This is a genomic window from Shewanella sp. AS16 (genome assembly GCF_021412365.1).
In the GTDB taxonomy this organism is placed as follows: domain Bacteria; phylum Pseudomonadota; class Gammaproteobacteria; order Enterobacterales; family Shewanellaceae; genus Shewanella; species Shewanella salipaludis.
Window position 1 is genome coordinate 871,417 of the sequence record NZ_JAKCLK010000001.1, and the last position, 14,974, is coordinate 886,390.

At 54.3% G+C, this 14,974-nt stretch carries 16 protein-coding genes; 10 read left to right on the plus strand and 6 right to left on the minus strand.

The features are described from left to right. Window positions 1–20 precede the first annotated feature (20 nt). Window positions 21–902, minus strand: a complete 882-nt coding sequence (locus tag LZP73_RS03885) for a LysR family transcriptional regulator (RefSeq protein ID WP_234233130.1) — start codon at window positions 900–902, stop codon at window positions 21–23. Window positions 903–1,040: 138 nt separating this feature from the next. Here LZP73_RS03885 and LZP73_RS03890 point away from each other — a divergent pair, with 138 nt between their 5' ends. From LZP73_RS03890 to LZP73_RS03910, 5 genes are all read left to right on the plus strand, one after another. Continuing rightward, window positions 1,041–1,964, plus strand: a complete 924-nt coding sequence (locus LZP73_RS03890; protein WP_234233131.1) for an MBL fold metallo-hydrolase — start codon at window positions 1,041–1,043, stop codon at window positions 1,962–1,964. 70 nt (window positions 1,965–2,034) lie between these two features. Next, window positions 2,035–2,688, plus strand: a complete 654-nt coding sequence (locus LZP73_RS03895; RefSeq protein WP_234233132.1) for a DsbA family protein — start codon at window positions 2,035–2,037, stop codon at window positions 2,686–2,688. 642 nt (window positions 2,689–3,330) lie between these two features. Continuing rightward, entirely contained in the window at window positions 3,331–4,797 is a 1,467-nt protein-coding gene (locus LZP73_RS03900) for a methyl-accepting chemotaxis protein (protein WP_234233133.1), read from the plus strand. Window positions 4,798–4,870: 73 nt separating this feature from the next. Next, the gene (locus LZP73_RS03905; RefSeq protein WP_234233134.1) at window positions 4,871–6,073 is read left to right on the plus strand and encodes a hypothetical protein; all 1,203 of its coding nucleotides are present in this window, start codon (window positions 4,871–4,873) and stop codon (window positions 6,071–6,073) included. A 14-nt stretch (window positions 6,074–6,087) separates the two neighbouring features. Further along, window positions 6,088–6,498 carry a phosphate ABC transporter substrate-binding protein gene (locus LZP73_RS03910; protein WP_169563505.1) on the plus strand — a complete coding sequence of 137 codons (411 nt, stop codon included), beginning with the start codon at window positions 6,088–6,090 and terminating at the stop codon, window positions 6,496–6,498. 93 nt (window positions 6,499–6,591) lie between these two features. Here the strand turns inward: LZP73_RS03910 and LZP73_RS03915 are convergent, their stop codons facing one another. Further along, window positions 6,592–7,497 carry a DMT family transporter gene (locus LZP73_RS03915; protein WP_234233135.1) on the minus strand — a complete coding sequence of 302 codons (906 nt, stop codon included), beginning with the start codon at window positions 7,495–7,497 and terminating at the stop codon, window positions 6,592–6,594. A 162-nt stretch (window positions 7,498–7,659) separates the two neighbouring features. Between LZP73_RS03915 and LZP73_RS03920 the strand changes: the two genes are divergently transcribed. Both LZP73_RS03920 and LZP73_RS03925 read left to right on the plus strand, forming a co-directional pair. After that, the gene (locus LZP73_RS03920; RefSeq protein WP_234233136.1) at window positions 7,660–8,526 is read left to right on the plus strand and encodes a helix-turn-helix domain-containing protein; all 867 of its coding nucleotides are present in this window, start codon (window positions 7,660–7,662) and stop codon (window positions 8,524–8,526) included. A 148-nt stretch (window positions 8,527–8,674) separates the two neighbouring features. Continuing rightward, on the plus strand, window positions 8,675–9,013 hold the full coding sequence (locus LZP73_RS03925; RefSeq protein ID WP_234233137.1) for a PBPRA1643 family SWIM/SEC-C metal-binding motif protein: 339 nt from the start codon (window positions 8,675–8,677) through the stop codon (window positions 9,011–9,013). A gap of 13 nt (window positions 9,014–9,026) precedes the next feature. Here the strand turns inward: LZP73_RS03925 and LZP73_RS03930 are convergent, their stop codons facing one another. Further along, entirely contained in the window at window positions 9,027–10,016 is a 990-nt protein-coding gene (locus tag LZP73_RS03930; RefSeq protein ID WP_234233138.1) for a hypothetical protein, read from the minus strand. A gap of 127 nt (window positions 10,017–10,143) precedes the next feature. Next, window positions 10,144–10,854: a pseudouridine synthase gene (locus LZP73_RS03935; protein WP_234233139.1), complete on the minus strand. Its 711-nt coding sequence runs from the start codon at window positions 10,852–10,854 to the stop codon at window positions 10,144–10,146. Window positions 10,855–11,078: 224 nt separating this feature from the next. Between LZP73_RS03935 and LZP73_RS03940 the strand changes: the two genes are divergently transcribed. After that, on the plus strand, window positions 11,079–11,945 hold the full coding sequence (locus tag LZP73_RS03940; RefSeq protein WP_234233140.1) for a TPR end-of-group domain-containing protein: 867 nt from the start codon (window positions 11,079–11,081) through the stop codon (window positions 11,943–11,945). 94 nt (window positions 11,946–12,039) lie between these two features. Here the strand turns inward: LZP73_RS03940 and LZP73_RS03945 are convergent, their stop codons facing one another. After that, window positions 12,040–12,663 (minus strand): helix-turn-helix transcriptional regulator, encoded by a 624-nt coding sequence (locus LZP73_RS03945; RefSeq protein WP_234233141.1) that lies wholly within the window; start codon window positions 12,661–12,663, stop codon window positions 12,040–12,042. 128 nt (window positions 12,664–12,791) lie between these two features. On the opposite strand from LZP73_RS03945, the gene LZP73_RS03950 reads away from it, so the two are divergent. Together LZP73_RS03950 and LZP73_RS03955 are read left to right on the plus strand one after the other, a co-directional pair. Then, a complete protein-coding gene (locus tag LZP73_RS03950) occupies window positions 12,792–13,388 on the plus strand; it encodes an NADPH-dependent FMN reductase (RefSeq protein WP_234233142.1) in 597 nt (198 codons plus the stop codon). A gap of 38 nt (window positions 13,389–13,426) precedes the next feature. Next, entirely contained in the window at window positions 13,427–13,843 is a 417-nt protein-coding gene (locus tag LZP73_RS03955; protein WP_234233143.1) for a VOC family protein, read from the plus strand. A 69-nt stretch (window positions 13,844–13,912) separates the two neighbouring features. On the opposite strand, the gene LZP73_RS03960 is transcribed toward LZP73_RS03955, so the two are convergent. Further along, the gene (locus tag LZP73_RS03960) at window positions 13,913–14,932 is read right to left on the minus strand and encodes a tetratricopeptide repeat protein (protein WP_234233144.1); all 1,020 of its coding nucleotides are present in this window, start codon (window positions 14,930–14,932) and stop codon (window positions 13,913–13,915) included. Window positions 14,933–14,974 lie beyond the last annotated feature (42 nt).

Genomic DNA, 14,974 nt, shown 5'->3' on the forward strand with positions numbered 1-14,974 from the left:
TTCTGCTGTGCACTCAAGCTTCACTGGGCGGCGAAATGTGCCACCAGGCTGTCCAGCATCAGCCTGAGCGCCGGCGGCAGGTGTTTGCGGGATTGATAGACACCATAGATACCCAAGGACTGGGGCCGATAATCGGGCAGCAGCAACTGCAATTGCCCCGAGTCCAAATAGGGCTGCGCCGCCAGCACAGGCTGCATGGCAACCCCCTCGCCGGCTAAGGCCGCTTCCAACACCACCATGGAATCGTTGGCGCTGAAATTACCCCGCACCGGCACCTTGAAGCTCCGCCCTTCACGCTCGAATTGCCACAGCGCATCGCCAAAATAGGAATAACTCAGGCAGTTATGCAAGGTTAAATCTTCCGGCGAGTTCAGACTGGGTCGCGATGCCAAATAGGCAGGCGCGGCGCAGATGACAGAATCACAGCGCCCCAAGCGTCTGGCGATCAGACCGGGATCCAATTCATTGGTGATCCGAATGGTGAGATCTATGCGCTCGGCGATCAGATCCACCGTCTGGCTGCTCACGTGCAAATTCACACTCGCCTCCGGATAGCTCGCCAGATACTGCCGCACCACGGGGGCGAGTATCTGATGCGCGACAAACTGGGAGCAGCCGATGCGCAGCAAGCCCCTTGGCATGGCCATGCCATGATCCACGGCCGGCACTTCGCTGGCCAGCTCCAGCAATCTATGGCAATGACTCAGTACCTGCTCGCCGGCCGGGGTCAGGCTTAGGCTGCGGGTCGAACGGTGCAACAAGCGCGACCCCGACCAGTCCTCCATTTCCGCTAAATAGCGGGTCACCATGGAGCGGGACATCGCCAGCGCGTTCGCTGCCGCGACCAGGCTGCCACGCTCTACTATGGTCACAAATACGTTCGCCGCCGTGAGTCTATCCATTATTCGCTCGATTCATGCAACAAAGATGGTCAAATACTAGCGTTTATCCGATGATTTTTGCAACCTATACTGAGCTCACTCCTGCAGCAGCGCCCAGCGACCGCCGGCAGATTATTATTCGAGACGATAAGCGAGCCCATGATGCACATATTACCCCTTAGCCTTTCCACCCGCCTTGCAACCTCAGTATTGGGCTCTGCCTTGCTGCTGACAGTTTTGAGTCCCGGGGTCGATGCCGCCCCGCTGCAAGTGACGCATTTCAATCCCGGCGCCGGCAGCATCTTTCCCGTGACGTCCAGTTTCATCAGCGGCGAACACGAACTGGTCCTGGTCGATGCCCAGTTCCAAGCTAACGATGCCCAGACCTTGGTGGATACCATCAAGGCCAGTGGCAAGCGCCTGACCAAGGTGTTCATCAGTCACGGCGACCCGGATTTTTACTTCGGCCTGGCCCTAATCAAGGCCAACTTCCCCAAAGCGGAAATCCTCGCCACCCCAAGCACCCGTGCCCATATCCAGTCCTCCATGGCGAGTAAACTGGCCTACTGGGGACCGATACTGAAAGACAATGCCCCCAAGGAGCTAGTCCTGCCCGAGGCGATCACCGGCGATAGCTTCAGCGTCGATGGTGAAACCGTCAAAATAGTTGGCTACCTGGGCCAAGATCCCGAGCATAGCTTCCTCTGGGTACCTTCGGCCAAGACCATCACAGGCGGGGTCGAAGTGTTCGACGGTATGCATATGTGGATGGCGGACACCCAAACAAAGGCTGCACGCCAGAACTGGTTGCAGCATCTGGATGCCATGTTGGCCTTGCAGCCAGAGACGGTGATCCCCGGCCATTACCTGCTGAATCCTGAGCAGGGCAAAGCCTCCCTGGATAAGGGTGCCATAACCGCCACCCGCGACTATGTACAGACATTCGAACAAGCGGCGAGCCAGGCAGACAACGCGGCCCAACTGATACATAAGATGCAGCTGAGCTACCCAGAATACCGCGGCGCCGGCCTGCTCGACATCAGTGCCAAGGTGATCATGGGCGAGATGGCCTGGCCACAATAAGCCGCCGGCTCAACTTATCTGAAGACCAAGGCCGGGTGGTTACCCGGCCCTATACCCAAGAGAATACTCCATGACACAGACAGCCAAACTCCACGCCATCATAGATCCCCTCTGCGGCTGGTGTTATGCCGCGGCGCCACTCTTGGCTGCGGCCGCAACGGCGGGCTTTACCATAACACTGCACGCCGGCGGTATGCTGACAGGCACCAGGCGCAGACAGATAGATGCCGCATGGCGCGACTATGTGATCCCCCAGGACTTACGCATCGCCGAGCTCAGCGGCCAGCCCTTCGGCGCCGCCTACTTCGACGGCCTGTTGCGCGACACCTCAATCCTGCTGGACTCGGCCCCGCCCAGCATCGCCATGCTGGCGGTAGCCGCCATGGGCGGCGACAGCCTGGCATTCTTGCACCGAGTGCAACTGGCCCACTATCGCGACGGACACAGCGCCAGCGACAAGGCCGGCTTAACGGCACTGGCACAGGCGCAGGGATTGGCAAGTGACAGCTTCTTGGCTCACTATGCCCTGAGTGCCGCCGGGCTGACATCACATCTGGAGGCTTCGCGGGCACTGCTCCGGCACCTGGGGGCCCAGGGATTTCCGACCATAGCCATGGAACAGGCGAACGGCGACCTACAGCAGCTGAACATCAACCGCTTCTACGGCCAGGCCGATGCCTGGGTCGCCTACCTGCAAAGCCGGTACGCCACTATGCACCCCTGAGGCACTCTTGAGATGCTCAAAGCAGCACTCGCCCAAGACCCAAAAACGAATACCTGCCGCTGAGGCAGGTATTAATCAATTAATCAATATTTAAGCACTGATGCAGCTGATTTAAAGCCGGAACGGCTTAACGCGCCGACAAACAGGTTAGCCATCTCAAACTTCGTCAAATTAATATCCAAAGTCAATTTAATGACACAATTTTTAATTATTAAAACCCATTTTAAACAGGATATTTTTCACTCAAGGCCAGTACATAAATAAGCCAAAACAACCCATTCCAGCTTATTTTATCGACATGAGAAATAAGAGTAATCCCTTGTAAAACAAAAATCTTGCCACAGGAAAAACCAATAAAACAGGACTGAACAGCATATAACCAATTCCTGGGATACACGGAACATTGGCTCTAACCGTATGACTTACTAATAAGAATATTTTCATGTTATTATTTGGCTACGATTTTATCGATTGATCATCCAGGGTTTGCCAATGAAGTTAAACAGCCTGAAAATAAGACATAGAATTGTCTTACTCACCTTTGTGGCCATAGTCTCATTCGTTGTTTCTTTAATAATCAACAATCAGAGTGTGCAACAAAATGCTGAGCGCTTAAATGGACTTCAAACTCAGCTCTACCCTGTGCTTAATTTAGCCACTGTCAATCAAGGTTTGCTCATTCAGCTGGAACAGCACATACAGACGGCTGTGACCACAGGGGAAGAAGACAGCTTGACCACGGCCAACAGCATGGTGGAGCAAATATTCAGCAACCTAAACCAAATCAAAACCTTGATGCCGACAGAAACGCCCGATGCGGCCAGGTTACAGGCTGAACTGACCTTGTACCATACCAACGCCAAGGCCTTGGTGACCGAATTTTTGAAGGACGATGTCGACTTCAACAACATCAAACGTCAGGCGGCCGATAATGCCAAGCGTTATGAAGACTTGGTAGCACAATTTAACGGCAAACAAGCCGCCTTTGACGAGCTATTCCAGAAGAGCATCCAAACGACCCTAGCCAGTTCGAACAGTGCCGTAAAATCTATGTTATCAATAGGTTTGTTGGCTTCTGTCATCTTGATAGTGGTGGGCTACCTGGTCAACCGCTCGATTATCGTCACCCTGGAGAATGTGACGGACTCGCTGCGAAATATCTCTGAAGGCGAAGGAGATCTGCGGGCACGCATAAGCTATGAAGGCAAGGATGAAATTGCCACCCTGGTCCATTGGTTCAATCAATTTGTCGCCAAGCTGCAGGTTTCGATCGCCGATACCCAGCAGACCAGCGACAGCCTGAGTTCAGTGTCCAGCAGTTTATTGGCCAGCAGCACCAACAGTGAACTGACGGTAAAACAACAAAATGCTGCCATAGAAGAGATCTCACACGCCATGCGGGAGATGTTCATCAGCGTAGGGCAGATAGCCGAATATGCCACCAATGCCGCATCCGAGGCCGACAACGCCAACCTGGAAGCACAGGAAGGCCAGCAAGTGGTCGCCAATGCCGTCAAGACCATAGAGCAACTCGCAGCTGAAGTGCAGACCACGGCCGTCATAGTCAATCAATTGGAAGCCTTTACCAGCAATGTGAATGACATTCTGGATACCATCAGGGGCATTGCCGATCAGACCAACCTGCTCGCCCTCAATGCCGCCATAGAAGCCGCCAGAGCCGGCGAGCAAGGACGGGGCTTCGCCGTGGTGGCCGATGAAGTCAGGACCCTGGCTTCACGCACCCAGGCATCGACCCAGGAAATTCAGCAGGTACTGCAGGAATTGCGCTCGACATCCAAGCAGGCCGTCGATGCCATGCAGCGTGGCATAGAAACGGCCGCCGAAGGGGTCAAATCGACCTCGCTGGCGGGAGATGCCTTAACCAGCATCACGGCCAAAGTCAGCGCCATCACGGTGGTCAACGATCAAATTGCCGCCGCCACAGAAGAGCAACACAATACCTCTGAGCAGATCCAGGACTATGTGGCCGACATAGAGAAGTACTCGCTAAACGTTAAAACAACGACAGATGAAATGGGTAATATCAGTGCCGACATTCAGAATATCAGTCGGCGTCTGCAATCTATTACGGGTCAATTTAAAGTTTAACGGGATAATTAACCAGCCCGACTGGATAAATATAAGAAGTCCTAATGGACAATATAATAACTGGAGTAACACTATGAAGTTTAACTTGAAAGCGCTGACTGCAGCGGTTTCGTGCGCTTTATTGCCGACGATGGCCATGGCGGCACAAACCACAGATGAGAAACTGGCACAGCTTGAACAGCAAATTAAAACCTTGCAGACTCAACAAACGGCCAGCTTAACCGAAAAATTTAATTTCAACGGTTTCATCAGTGGCGCCTATATAAGTTCAGACAATGATGCCGGCTATGATTATGCGGGCAGCAGTGCCAATTTCGACCAAGACAGTAAGTTTGGTTTGCAAGGTGCGTTTCAGGTCAACGACAGCACTCAAGCCGTCATGCAATTAATGATGCGTGGCGAAGACAATTGGGATCCTGAATTGGAATGGGCTTACCTCTCACACAGTTTCGCCAATGGCATCCAGGTCCGCGGCGGTAAATTACGTTTACCCCTGTTCATGTACTCAGATTATCTGGATGTAGGTTATGCCCAGCCTTGGGCCAGGCCACCGGAAGAAGTCTATAACGGTGTGCCGGTATCTGCCTACACAGGGTTGGATATCAGCTATGATCTCGAGCTTGCGGACTCGACCCTGACCTTCCAGGGTTTCGGCGGCTCTTCCAGGGTCAATGCCAATGCAGATCTGAAAAATAGCCTGGGCGGCAACCTGAACTGGACAGATGAAACCTGGACCCTGAGGGCGACCTATGCCCAGGGGACATTGGAAGGCAAGGTCACCACCCAGGTTAACCTGTCTCCCGATCCGAGCGTGCCTGTCTATGCCGACTACACCCTGATAGCCTTCGATGACGACAAGGCGACCTTCACGGGGGTCGGCGCCAGTTATGATAACGGCAACTACCTGGTGGTTGCCGAATGGACCCGCTCCGAAATCGATGGTCTCTACCCGGATACGGATTCTGGCTACCTGACCCTGGGCTACCGGATTAACGACTTCACCCCCTACGCCACCCTGGCCTATTTAGCCACCCAGGATGACGCGCAGCGCACAATAGTAGATCAGCAATCGGCCGTTTTAGCCGCCGCCTTCAACGCCGAGCGCACCTCATACAGCCTGGGGCTGCGTTGGGATGTCTTGGCCAATATCGCACTCAAGTTTGATGCCACCTATGCCCATAAGTTTGGTGACACTTCCGGTCGTTTGCCTGGCAATCTTGGCAGGAGTTTCGATGACACCTTAGTGTACACAGTCAAATTCGACGCAGTATTTTAATAGGGAGCGATGAAATGAAGAAGTTACTTGCTGTTTTAGCGCTCGGTTTGAGTTGTATAAGCTATGCCAATGCTGCGGTAGTCGTCATAGGCAATAATGCGGGTCCAGGCGATATGTCCAAGGCCGATGCCAAGAAATTATTCCTGGGCAAAGGGGCATTATCCAATGGGGCTGCGGCACTGGTATTTGAATTGGACGAAGGCAACCCGCTGCGCAGCCAATTTCATGAACTGGTCACAGGCAAATCGGATGCGCAATTAAAAGCCTTCTGGTCGAAACAAGTCTTTACCGGCAAAGGCAATCCACCGGCGACAGTTGCCAGCGCCGCCGCCATGAAAACGGCCGTCGCCTCGGCGCCCAATGCCATAGGTTATCTGGATGAAGCCGATGTCGATGCCAGCGTCAAGGTGATCTTGAAACCCTGACACTCGCACGCCATATTGAGCCTGTCTCAATATCTGTGTTGTATTTCTGCAGCCGGGGCCATCATAGCCCCGGCTCTTTTCATTCAGCTCAAGTCACCCCTCCAGCATAGCGCTCGGGCTCCTGCGGAACAGGGCCTGCTTCCTCTGAGTCAGCAAATTCCCCATCAGCACCAGCATGAGCCCAAGACTCGAGTACCAGGTCCAGCGGTAGCCCTCGAATAGGCTGGACACCAGCAAGGCGATCACCGGGGTTATCAGCAGCAGGTAGGCGGCATTGTTGGCGCCCATGCGATCGACCAGCATCAGGTAAACGGTGAAGCCTATGACGGATGCCGGGATGGCCAGATACAGGAGGCTGGCGACATACTGCGGCTGCCAGGCCAGCTCCAGGCTCAGGCCCTTGGCGGCTATGATGAGCAACAAGGCCAGACAACCATAGGCCATGGCATAACTTGTGGCCGTGAAGGGTTGGATGCTGTTGCGGCTGTTGCGCATGCTGATCATATTCCCCATGGAGAAAAACCAGGTACCCGCCAGTGAGAAGCCCAGCCCCAGCAACACCTGGCTCGACCAGTGGGTAACGGCCAAGTCGGCGCCGAACAGCAGACCTATGCCTGTCAGCCCGATGAACATGCCCGGCCAAAAGTTGGCACTGACGTCGATGCGATAAAACAGCTTGCCATGCACCGCATTGAAGATGGGGGCGCTCGCCATCACCACGGCCGTCAGGCCACTGGCTATGTAGTGGGTGGCGTTGTAGAAGGCCAGAAAATTGCAGCAAAACAGACATAGCCCCTGCAGGGCGAAGAAGGCCTGTTGCTGCAGGGTGGTTTTTTGCAACTTATTGAAGAGTTTGCCTATGATGAACATCAGCATGGCCGCTATGGCGAAACGGTACAGAATAGAGACTTCGGTCGGCACCTCGCCCTGCTGCCATTTTATCGCTATCCAGGAGAAACCCCACACCCCTATCATCAAGCCATACATGAGTGCTGTCATCTTTGTCGCCCGCCAAGCTGTTCGATTGCCTTATGTTGTCAGCGGATTATCAACCCTGGGGCAGGCTTTGTCTGTCACTATCTTGAGCCTGATAACACTATCTTGCGGTTTTATTTAACCCTCTGGATTGAGCGGCAAAAAGCCAGCAGATATGATGCTCTCATGAGCGCAAAACCCAAAATCGTCAGCTTCGAACAATCATCCAAAGTCTGCTTCCGCCACCAATCTCTGACGGAGGCCTTGTCCTGGGCCCATTACCAGAATGCCGACGATCGCCTCTATTACCAGAACGATCGCCAGCATACCCTGAGCATGTATCTCGCCGGCGGTTATCAGACCCATAGAACCGATGTTCGCGCCGACTATGGTGCGCCCGGACGCTTCTGCCTCATGCCACTCGGCAGCCAAAGCCATTGGCAGTTGGGCACGCCGCAGCAGTTTATGCACTTGTACTTCGACGATGCCCACCTCAAACAGCTGGCCATTCGGGTGTTCGACATGGATCCCCGCACAGTGCAGCTGCCCGAGCAGACCTTCATCAGCAACCCTGGGCTCGAGGCCCTGTATCGCCACAACATGGCGCCTCTGGATTGGTCGGCCGGCGAGAACAAGCTGCTGCTGACGCAGATCACAGATACCATACTGGTGACCATGTTGCAGAGCATGGGGCTAACCAAGCCGCTGGGACGGCTCAAGGGGGGGCTGTCACCCGTCATCGCCGGGCGGGTAAAGGATTTCATCCAGGCCAACTTTGCGCGGCAGCTCTACCTGCAGGAGCTCGCCGCCATCGCCCAGCTGAGCGAATACCACTTCTGCCGCATGTTCAAGACGAGTTTCGCCGTCACGCCGCAGGAATACCTGATGCAGATCAGAGTCGAGCGGGTCAAGCAGCGGTTGATACAAGGCGATGCAAGCTTGAGCGACATAGCCCTGAGCTGCGGCTTCTCCAACCAGAGTCATATGGGGCGCTACTTCAAGAAATGGGTCGGGATCACCCCGGGCGAGTTCCAAAAACTGCAGCGCCCATGAGGCCAAGGGCGGCTCTATGCACACCGACTCGCCACTTTTGTGGCTCTTTTGCCACTCTTTTGCCTAAGAATGGCGGCGGGGATGTATCGGCAGCGATTTTTATAGTATAAGCATCGTCAATTTCGTCTTCTCACTAGAGGCTCCCCGGATGTCTGATAAATTTTTCTTCAAAGGCCGTAAAACCCCCAAGCCAAAACACGAAAGTTTCGGCTATAACACCAAACGCGCCGCCAAACTCGGCACCCAAGCCTTTCCCCTGACCCTGACAGTGACCAGTGAGGCCCGCAGGCTCGAAGTCCAGGCGCTGCTCGACACCCATGGGCTGTTTGCCAAGCTGGAGCTCGATGCCAAGGGTCAGGAAGATCTGCTCGAGCTGGATGCCTGGTTGAACAAACCCAAGACCACCAGCTTCGAGAGGAAACCCAACCGTAACGAGGCCTGTCCCTGTGGCAGCGGCAACAAATACAAGAAGTGCTGCGGCCAGTAAGCCGGCCTGTGGCTCAGACCCGCTTCTTTTTCAAAATTTTCTTGGCTGCCTTGGTTAGGTTGCCGTCATCGCTGATGCTGAGAGCCTGGTTCGCCCAGGTCTTGGCCTGGCTCAACTCACCTTTGGTCAGCAGCAACTGCGCCATACGCAGTTGTGCCCAGCCCTGATACTTGTCCCATTGCACACTATCGCCACCTGTCATCAGGCGCTGCAGACTGATTATGCCCAGCTCTGTCTGGCTGCCCGACTTGGCGCAATATTTCCCCAATTGGTAGTACACATCTGCCAGCAGCCCGGTTTGTTCTTCCGTGGCGGCAGGGTAATCTTTGGCCCGGGAGAGGATGGCGATGGCCCGCTCGGGCTTGTCCTCGAACTGGCGAGCCTCTATCAGGGCGAGACTCAAATCCTGTGGAAACGCTTGCTTGGTCTCCAGCAACAAGGCATCGAATGCCTCTCGCTTGTCCTCTTTGGCATAGTATTGCAGCAGCGCCAAGGCCCCCTCGCGCGGGGCTGGGTCCCGCAAGGCTTGAGCGACGGCCAAGGCCTTGTCGGCATCGCCGCCGGCCATGCCAGGGGCATACAAATAGAAGGAGAATAAGGCATCGGCAATCTGCGGCGTTGCAGGCGCCAGTCGGTAGGCTTGCTCATAATTGTGGCGCGCCTGCTTGGCGTAGCCCAAGGCGGAAAAAATACTGGCATGTTGCGCCATGCCGGCATAGACGTCTCCGGCCATTTTCAGTACCTGCGGCTCCTCCGCCCTCTTCGACAGATATTGCTGCGTCAGTTGCTCGGCGTCATCCAGCTCATCTTGTTCCACCAGGGCCATCAGCTTAACGGCGTAGAGCTCAATACTCGCCTGGGCATCTATCTGGCTTACCAGCTCGGAATAGTGTTTCTTGCTGAAGAGGTTATTGGCTTCTTTCTGTGTGAGTCCGAAACCCGGAGCCGACAGCATGGCCAGGGAAAGTGTCAATGCCGGCAACATCAGGCGAATCCTTTGCATATTACGTCCTTTTTTGTGGGTACAGTAGGCCCGAGGCGAGCCTAATGTTTAATATTAGCTTTGGGGTTGGAGCACTAAGCCAGAGAAAAGTTCAATAAATTCAGTCTAGTTACCAGATGAAGGAACCCTATCTGTAGATGGCGCCGATTTCAGTTGCCGTCAGTTCACGACTCTCGCCGGGTGCCAGTCCGGGATCCAGGCTGATATCGCCGATGGACAGCCTATGCAGCGCCAGCACAGGATTGCGGAAGCGGCCGAACATGCGCTTTATCTGATGGTACTTGCCCTCACTCAGGGTCACCCGGGCAAGATGCTCACCGAGGATCTCCAGCTTGGCCGGCGCCGTGGTGATGTCTTCGAAGCCAAAATACATGCCCTCGGCGAAGGCCGCCACATAGTCGCAGGTCAAAGGTTTTTCCAGGGTAACAAGATAGACTTTGTCGACCTTATGCTCGGGAGATGTCAGCGCCGCCGACCAGCGGCCATCGTTGGTGATAAGCAGCAAGCCTGAGGAGTTAAGATCCAGCCGGCCGGCGATATGCATATGGGTTTTATCTATCCCGCAGAGCAGGTCCAGCGCCGTCTTGTGTTGCTCATCCCGGGTGGCGCTCACCACGCCGACGGGTTTATGCAGCATCAAATAGCTGGGCGTATTGGCCTGCAGCAGCCGGGAGTCGACACTGATCCGGGAGAACTCATCGACCAGCCTGTCCATCTGGGTGACTATGACAGAATCCACCTCGACCCTGCCCGCCAGCAACAGCAGGCGGACCTCTTTACGACTGATTTGCAGCTTGGTGCAGATGAAGCGGTCCAACCGCCCACGTTTGGATTGCATGCAGAATTTTTACTGGCTGTGATTTTAGCGGCCAGTTTACCAGCAGGGACCGCAATTCGATAGCCGGGCCCGCAGCCGAAACCTAAGCCAGTTGCCGCGTTAATCGGCTGAATAGGCAATCCGATGAGACTCATCCCGAGGTAATTTGTTAGGCTGGGAGGCCAGGCACACGCAAATGTGCACAGACGATGCAGGATCTTCACCGAAAATAGGAATGAATCACTATGACCCGCACTCTCATCTTGGCCTTAAGTCTCGCCCTGCTGGGGCTTTCCACCGTCGCTTGGGCGACGGACTCAGCCGCGGTTCAACCTCAGTCCCAGGGCGGCATCTTCGACAAACCACTCATGGAAAGGTATGTGCTCGATGAGCTCAAGTCACTGCGTCACGATCAACAAGATCTGGAGCGCAAATTGACGGTCGACATTACCGACAGGGAATTATCCGTCGCCGACAAATCCCTCAACTACGCCAATGTGACTGTGACTTACTTCTTCTACATCATAGCCGGCGTCGCCTCCCTGGTGGCTTTCATTGGCTGGCAATCCTTGCGGGAAATCAAGACCAACACGGCCAAGCTCGCCGCCAATCAGCTGCAAAACATAGCCGAACAATATGAAGAAAAATTTAAACTGCTGGAACAGGATCTGAAGCGCAAGAGCCGCATCATCACCGAAAACAACCGTGAAATTGAAATCATCAACGAAGTCCATACCCTGTGGTTGCATGCCCAGGGGGCACAAACCCCGGAACAGAAAATTGATGTCTACGATGAGATCTTGAGCATACGCCCGGGCGACTTGGAAGCACTCACCTACAAAGCCGATGCCGCCATGGAAATGCGGGAATTCAACTGGGCCCTGAGTCTATGCAACAGGGTACTGGAAGTGGACACCACCAATGCCCACGCCCTGTATCAAAGAGCCTGTGCGTTCGCCTGTCTCGGCCGGGAAGACAGAGCCATCTCAGATCTGGAGCGCGCCATCAACTACAGCGCTTCTTTCAGAGAAGTGGCCGCCGAGGAAGCCGATTTTGCCCCGCTGAAAGAAAATCCCAAATATGAGGCCCTGGTCAAGGCTCCCGAGTCCTAGTTGGGAATGAAGCAGGCGATACTTCTGCTCATGGCGCCGGGATCTAATCCGGCGCTGGGTGCCGAGCCGACATAGTATGCAGCCAGCCGTGCCGTCACTGGGCCAAGGGCACCAGTTTATAGGCACAGCGGCGGGCCCCTTCGATGATGTGCTCCTCCCGCGTCACACAGGCTAACCCCGCAAAGAGCGTCTGAAACAGCTGCAGTTCGGAGCGGCAGAAGTTCTGGCAACTGCTGGCGGCTGCGCAAATGGGGCAATGATTTTCCAGCAGCCAGTACACCCCTTGCTGCACCTCGACACAGGCCATGTAGCCTTCGTCGCTGCGCAATTTTGCCAAGACGCCGAGCTTAGCCTCTATGTCATCGACCCGCATCAATGCCTGTCCATAAGAGGTCAAGGATGCCTGCTCTCTATGGGCGATCAATTGCTCCAAACCCTGCTCACCGAAGACGGTTTTAACCGAGGTAATGAGTTGCACTGTGAGCTCATCATGACGGTCGACAAAATGACTGTTGCTGTTCTGGGTCAAGGCCCAATAGCGCGCCGGCCGGCCACGGCCTTCGGCCCTGTCTTCGAATGTCACATCGCCATCATCTTCCAGAGCCTGTAAATGCTGGCGCACCCCCATGGTGGTCAATGCCAGCTCCGCCGCCAGACTCTTGGCCGTCATAGGGCCCTGGAGCTTCAACAGCTGTATGATCTTATCTGTAGTCTTCATTCCTACCTCCGTCCCTCATTATTGCCGATCGACAGATTAAGTAAACTTTTTTATTTACTTTAGCTTTACTTTATTAAGTAAAGCCATTACCTTATAAATAAATTAATAAACAAAAAGGTTTACTTAAAATGAATCTACTCGTCGTCAGCAGCAGTCAAAGATTGCCATCGGAAAGTGCCAAAGTCGCAGAATATATAGTGAAAACCAGTCAGGGGTACGATGAGATATTCCACCTGGAGCTCTGCCGCTACCAGCTTCCTTTCTGGAATGGTGAGCCCTTGGCCAAGGGAGAGGATTGGGATGAGATAGAGCTAAGGCTATCCAAGGCCGATGCCTTAGTCCTGGTCACTCCCGAGTGGGGAGGCGTGGCATCGCCGCTGCTGAAGAATTTCTTGCTCATGTGTGACCGCCAGACAACGGCCCATAAGCCTGCTCTGCTGGTATCTGTGAGCAGCGGCATCAATGGCGCTTACCCTATCGCCGAATTGCGGATGAATTCTTTTAAAAACAATAAGCTCGTCGCCATCCCGGATCATCTCATCATCAGGGATGTCAACAACATGCTGGGTGAACTCTGCAGTGGTGAGCATGACATAAACCTCAGGTCCAGAGTGGCCTATAGCCTGCATATGCTAAAGCAATACAGTCAGGCGTTGAGCCAGATACGCATGGCCCATGCGGCTCAGGCCTATCCCATGGAACAAGAGTACGCTTACGGCATGTAAGCAACTGAAAAACCAATATAACAGCCAAGGAGTGCATCATGATACATCTGGAACATCTCAACCTGGTCGTTGCCGATATCCCTTCAACATTGAACTTCTATCGGGCCGCCCTGCCCCACTGGCGCATTCGCGGTGGCGATAAGGGCTCCTGGTATGGCAAGCCCCGCAACTGGGTCCACTTCGGTGATGATTACCAATACCTGACCTTCAACGACTCGGGTGAAGGCCAGAATCGGGAGCTCAGCGGTCATCAAGTCGGACTGGCACACTTCGCCTTCGTCACCAGCAATCTCGATGCGCTGATAGCCAGGCTCACCCAAGCGGGCTTTCCCATCGCCAAGGATGGGGTAGAAGATCCCTACCGCAAGAACGTGTATTTCGTCGATCCCTCGGGCTATGAGGTCGAGTTTGTCGAATACTTGAGTGACTTGCCTTCGCAGCGCAATAGCTACTGAGATCCAAACAGGCTGTCCGCCAGACATAGCGACAGCCTGTTTGCGCCGACCCGGAAGGAGTTGATGATGCTAATTTTTAGCTTGCTCAATTTCCTGGCGTTGCTCCGCCAAGGCATTTTTCAGGTTTTTCTGTGCCCGCTCGAAATAGCTCGGCGAGCTGTCTATCGCCTTCTGAAACAATTCTATCGCCTTGTCGTATTGACCTTCCAGCATCAGAAAATAGCCGAGATCATTCAAGGCATCGGCCGGACTCATGGTCTGCTCCAAGGTAGAGAGCGCCTTGGCATACCAACCTTTCCTGATATAAATCAGCCCCAAATTAGTTCTGGCTCGCTTAAACCCGGGATCCTCACTGATGGCGCGTTTGAGGTAGTGCTCGGCGGTGATGAACTCCCCGGTCAAATAATATGAATAGCCAAGATTGGTGGCTATCATTGCCGATTGCGGCTGAAAGTCGAGCACCAGCCTGAAATAGTCTCTCGCCACTTCATGCTTATTCTCCAGATCATCCAGGATCGCCAGCGCGTTATAGACCCTCAATGGCGAGTCTTGATCTAAAGGAAAGTGTGACTGGAGCTGAGTGCTGTTCTGCAGCGCCTCCAACCTATGCTGATCCAGGCCGACGGCCTTTTCCAGGTGCAGGCGTGCCTGATGATATTGCCTCTGCTCCATCTCTATCACCCCCAACTCGGCATGAGCCAGCATATGCTCAGGATTGAGCACCAGGGCTTCCTGGTAGGCCCTATAGGCTATGGGATCATTGCCCCTGACAGACTGAACATTGGCAATATGGTACAGAGTGTCGGCGTTGGACTCATTGAAATCCAATGCCTGTATATAGGAATATAAGGCCTTATCCAAATGACCGGCGCGCTCTTCTGCCACTGCCCTATCCAGGGCTTCCTGCTCTGTCATGGGTGGGGCATCCGGGCTCGCCGTCGGCACCGATTGACCACCGAAGAGATCCTGCCTTTGGGGCGGCTTAACGGCCCCGACTTCTGACTGTGTCGACGCACATCCCGCGATACTGAGCACACCGCAGAGCAGCAAGAATCTCATCAATGCCTGGCTCTTTATCTTATTTATCAATAGAGTCTCCATACCTACTCCAAGTACTATCCCCGAAATCCC

Excerpts from the sequence above, each read along its gene's own strand:
- LZP73_RS03885 (WP_234233130.1), bottom strand. The coding sequence starts at position 902 with ATGGATAGACTCACGGCGGCGAACGTATTTGTGACCATAGTAGAGCGT.
- LZP73_RS03890 (WP_234233131.1), top strand. The coding sequence starts at position 1,041 with ATGATGCACATATTACCCCTTAGCCTTTCCACCCGCCTTGCAACCTCA.
- LZP73_RS03895 (WP_234233132.1), top strand. The coding sequence starts at position 2,035 with ATGACACAGACAGCCAAACTCCACGCCATCATAGATCCCCTCTGCGGC.
- LZP73_RS03905 (WP_234233134.1), top strand. The coding sequence starts at position 4,871 with ATGAAGTTTAACTTGAAAGCGCTGACTGCAGCGGTTTCGTGCGCTTTA.
- LZP73_RS03910 (WP_169563505.1), top strand. The coding sequence starts at position 6,088 with ATGAAGAAGTTACTTGCTGTTTTAGCGCTCGGTTTGAGTTGTATAAGC.
- LZP73_RS03915 (WP_234233135.1), bottom strand. The coding sequence starts at position 7,497 with ATGACAGCACTCATGTATGGCTTGATGATAGGGGTGTGGGGTTTCTCC.
- LZP73_RS03920 (WP_234233136.1), top strand. The coding sequence starts at position 7,660 with ATGAGCGCAAAACCCAAAATCGTCAGCTTCGAACAATCATCCAAAGTC.
- LZP73_RS03925 (WP_234233137.1), top strand. The coding sequence starts at position 8,675 with ATGTCTGATAAATTTTTCTTCAAAGGCCGTAAAACCCCCAAGCCAAAA.
- LZP73_RS03930 (WP_234233138.1), bottom strand. The coding sequence starts at position 10,016 with ATGCAAAGGATTCGCCTGATGTTGCCGGCATTGACACTTTCCCTGGCC.
- LZP73_RS03935 (WP_234233139.1), bottom strand. The coding sequence starts at position 10,854 with ATGCAATCCAAACGTGGGCGGTTGGACCGCTTCATCTGCACCAAGCTG.
- LZP73_RS03940 (WP_234233140.1), top strand. The coding sequence starts at position 11,079 with ATGACCCGCACTCTCATCTTGGCCTTAAGTCTCGCCCTGCTGGGGCTT.
- LZP73_RS03945 (WP_234233141.1), bottom strand. The coding sequence starts at position 12,663 with ATGAAGACTACAGATAAGATCATACAGCTGTTGAAGCTCCAGGGCCCT.
- LZP73_RS03950 (WP_234233142.1), top strand. The coding sequence starts at position 12,792 with ATGAATCTACTCGTCGTCAGCAGCAGTCAAAGATTGCCATCGGAAAGT.
- LZP73_RS03955 (WP_234233143.1), top strand. The coding sequence starts at position 13,427 with ATGATACATCTGGAACATCTCAACCTGGTCGTTGCCGATATCCCTTCA.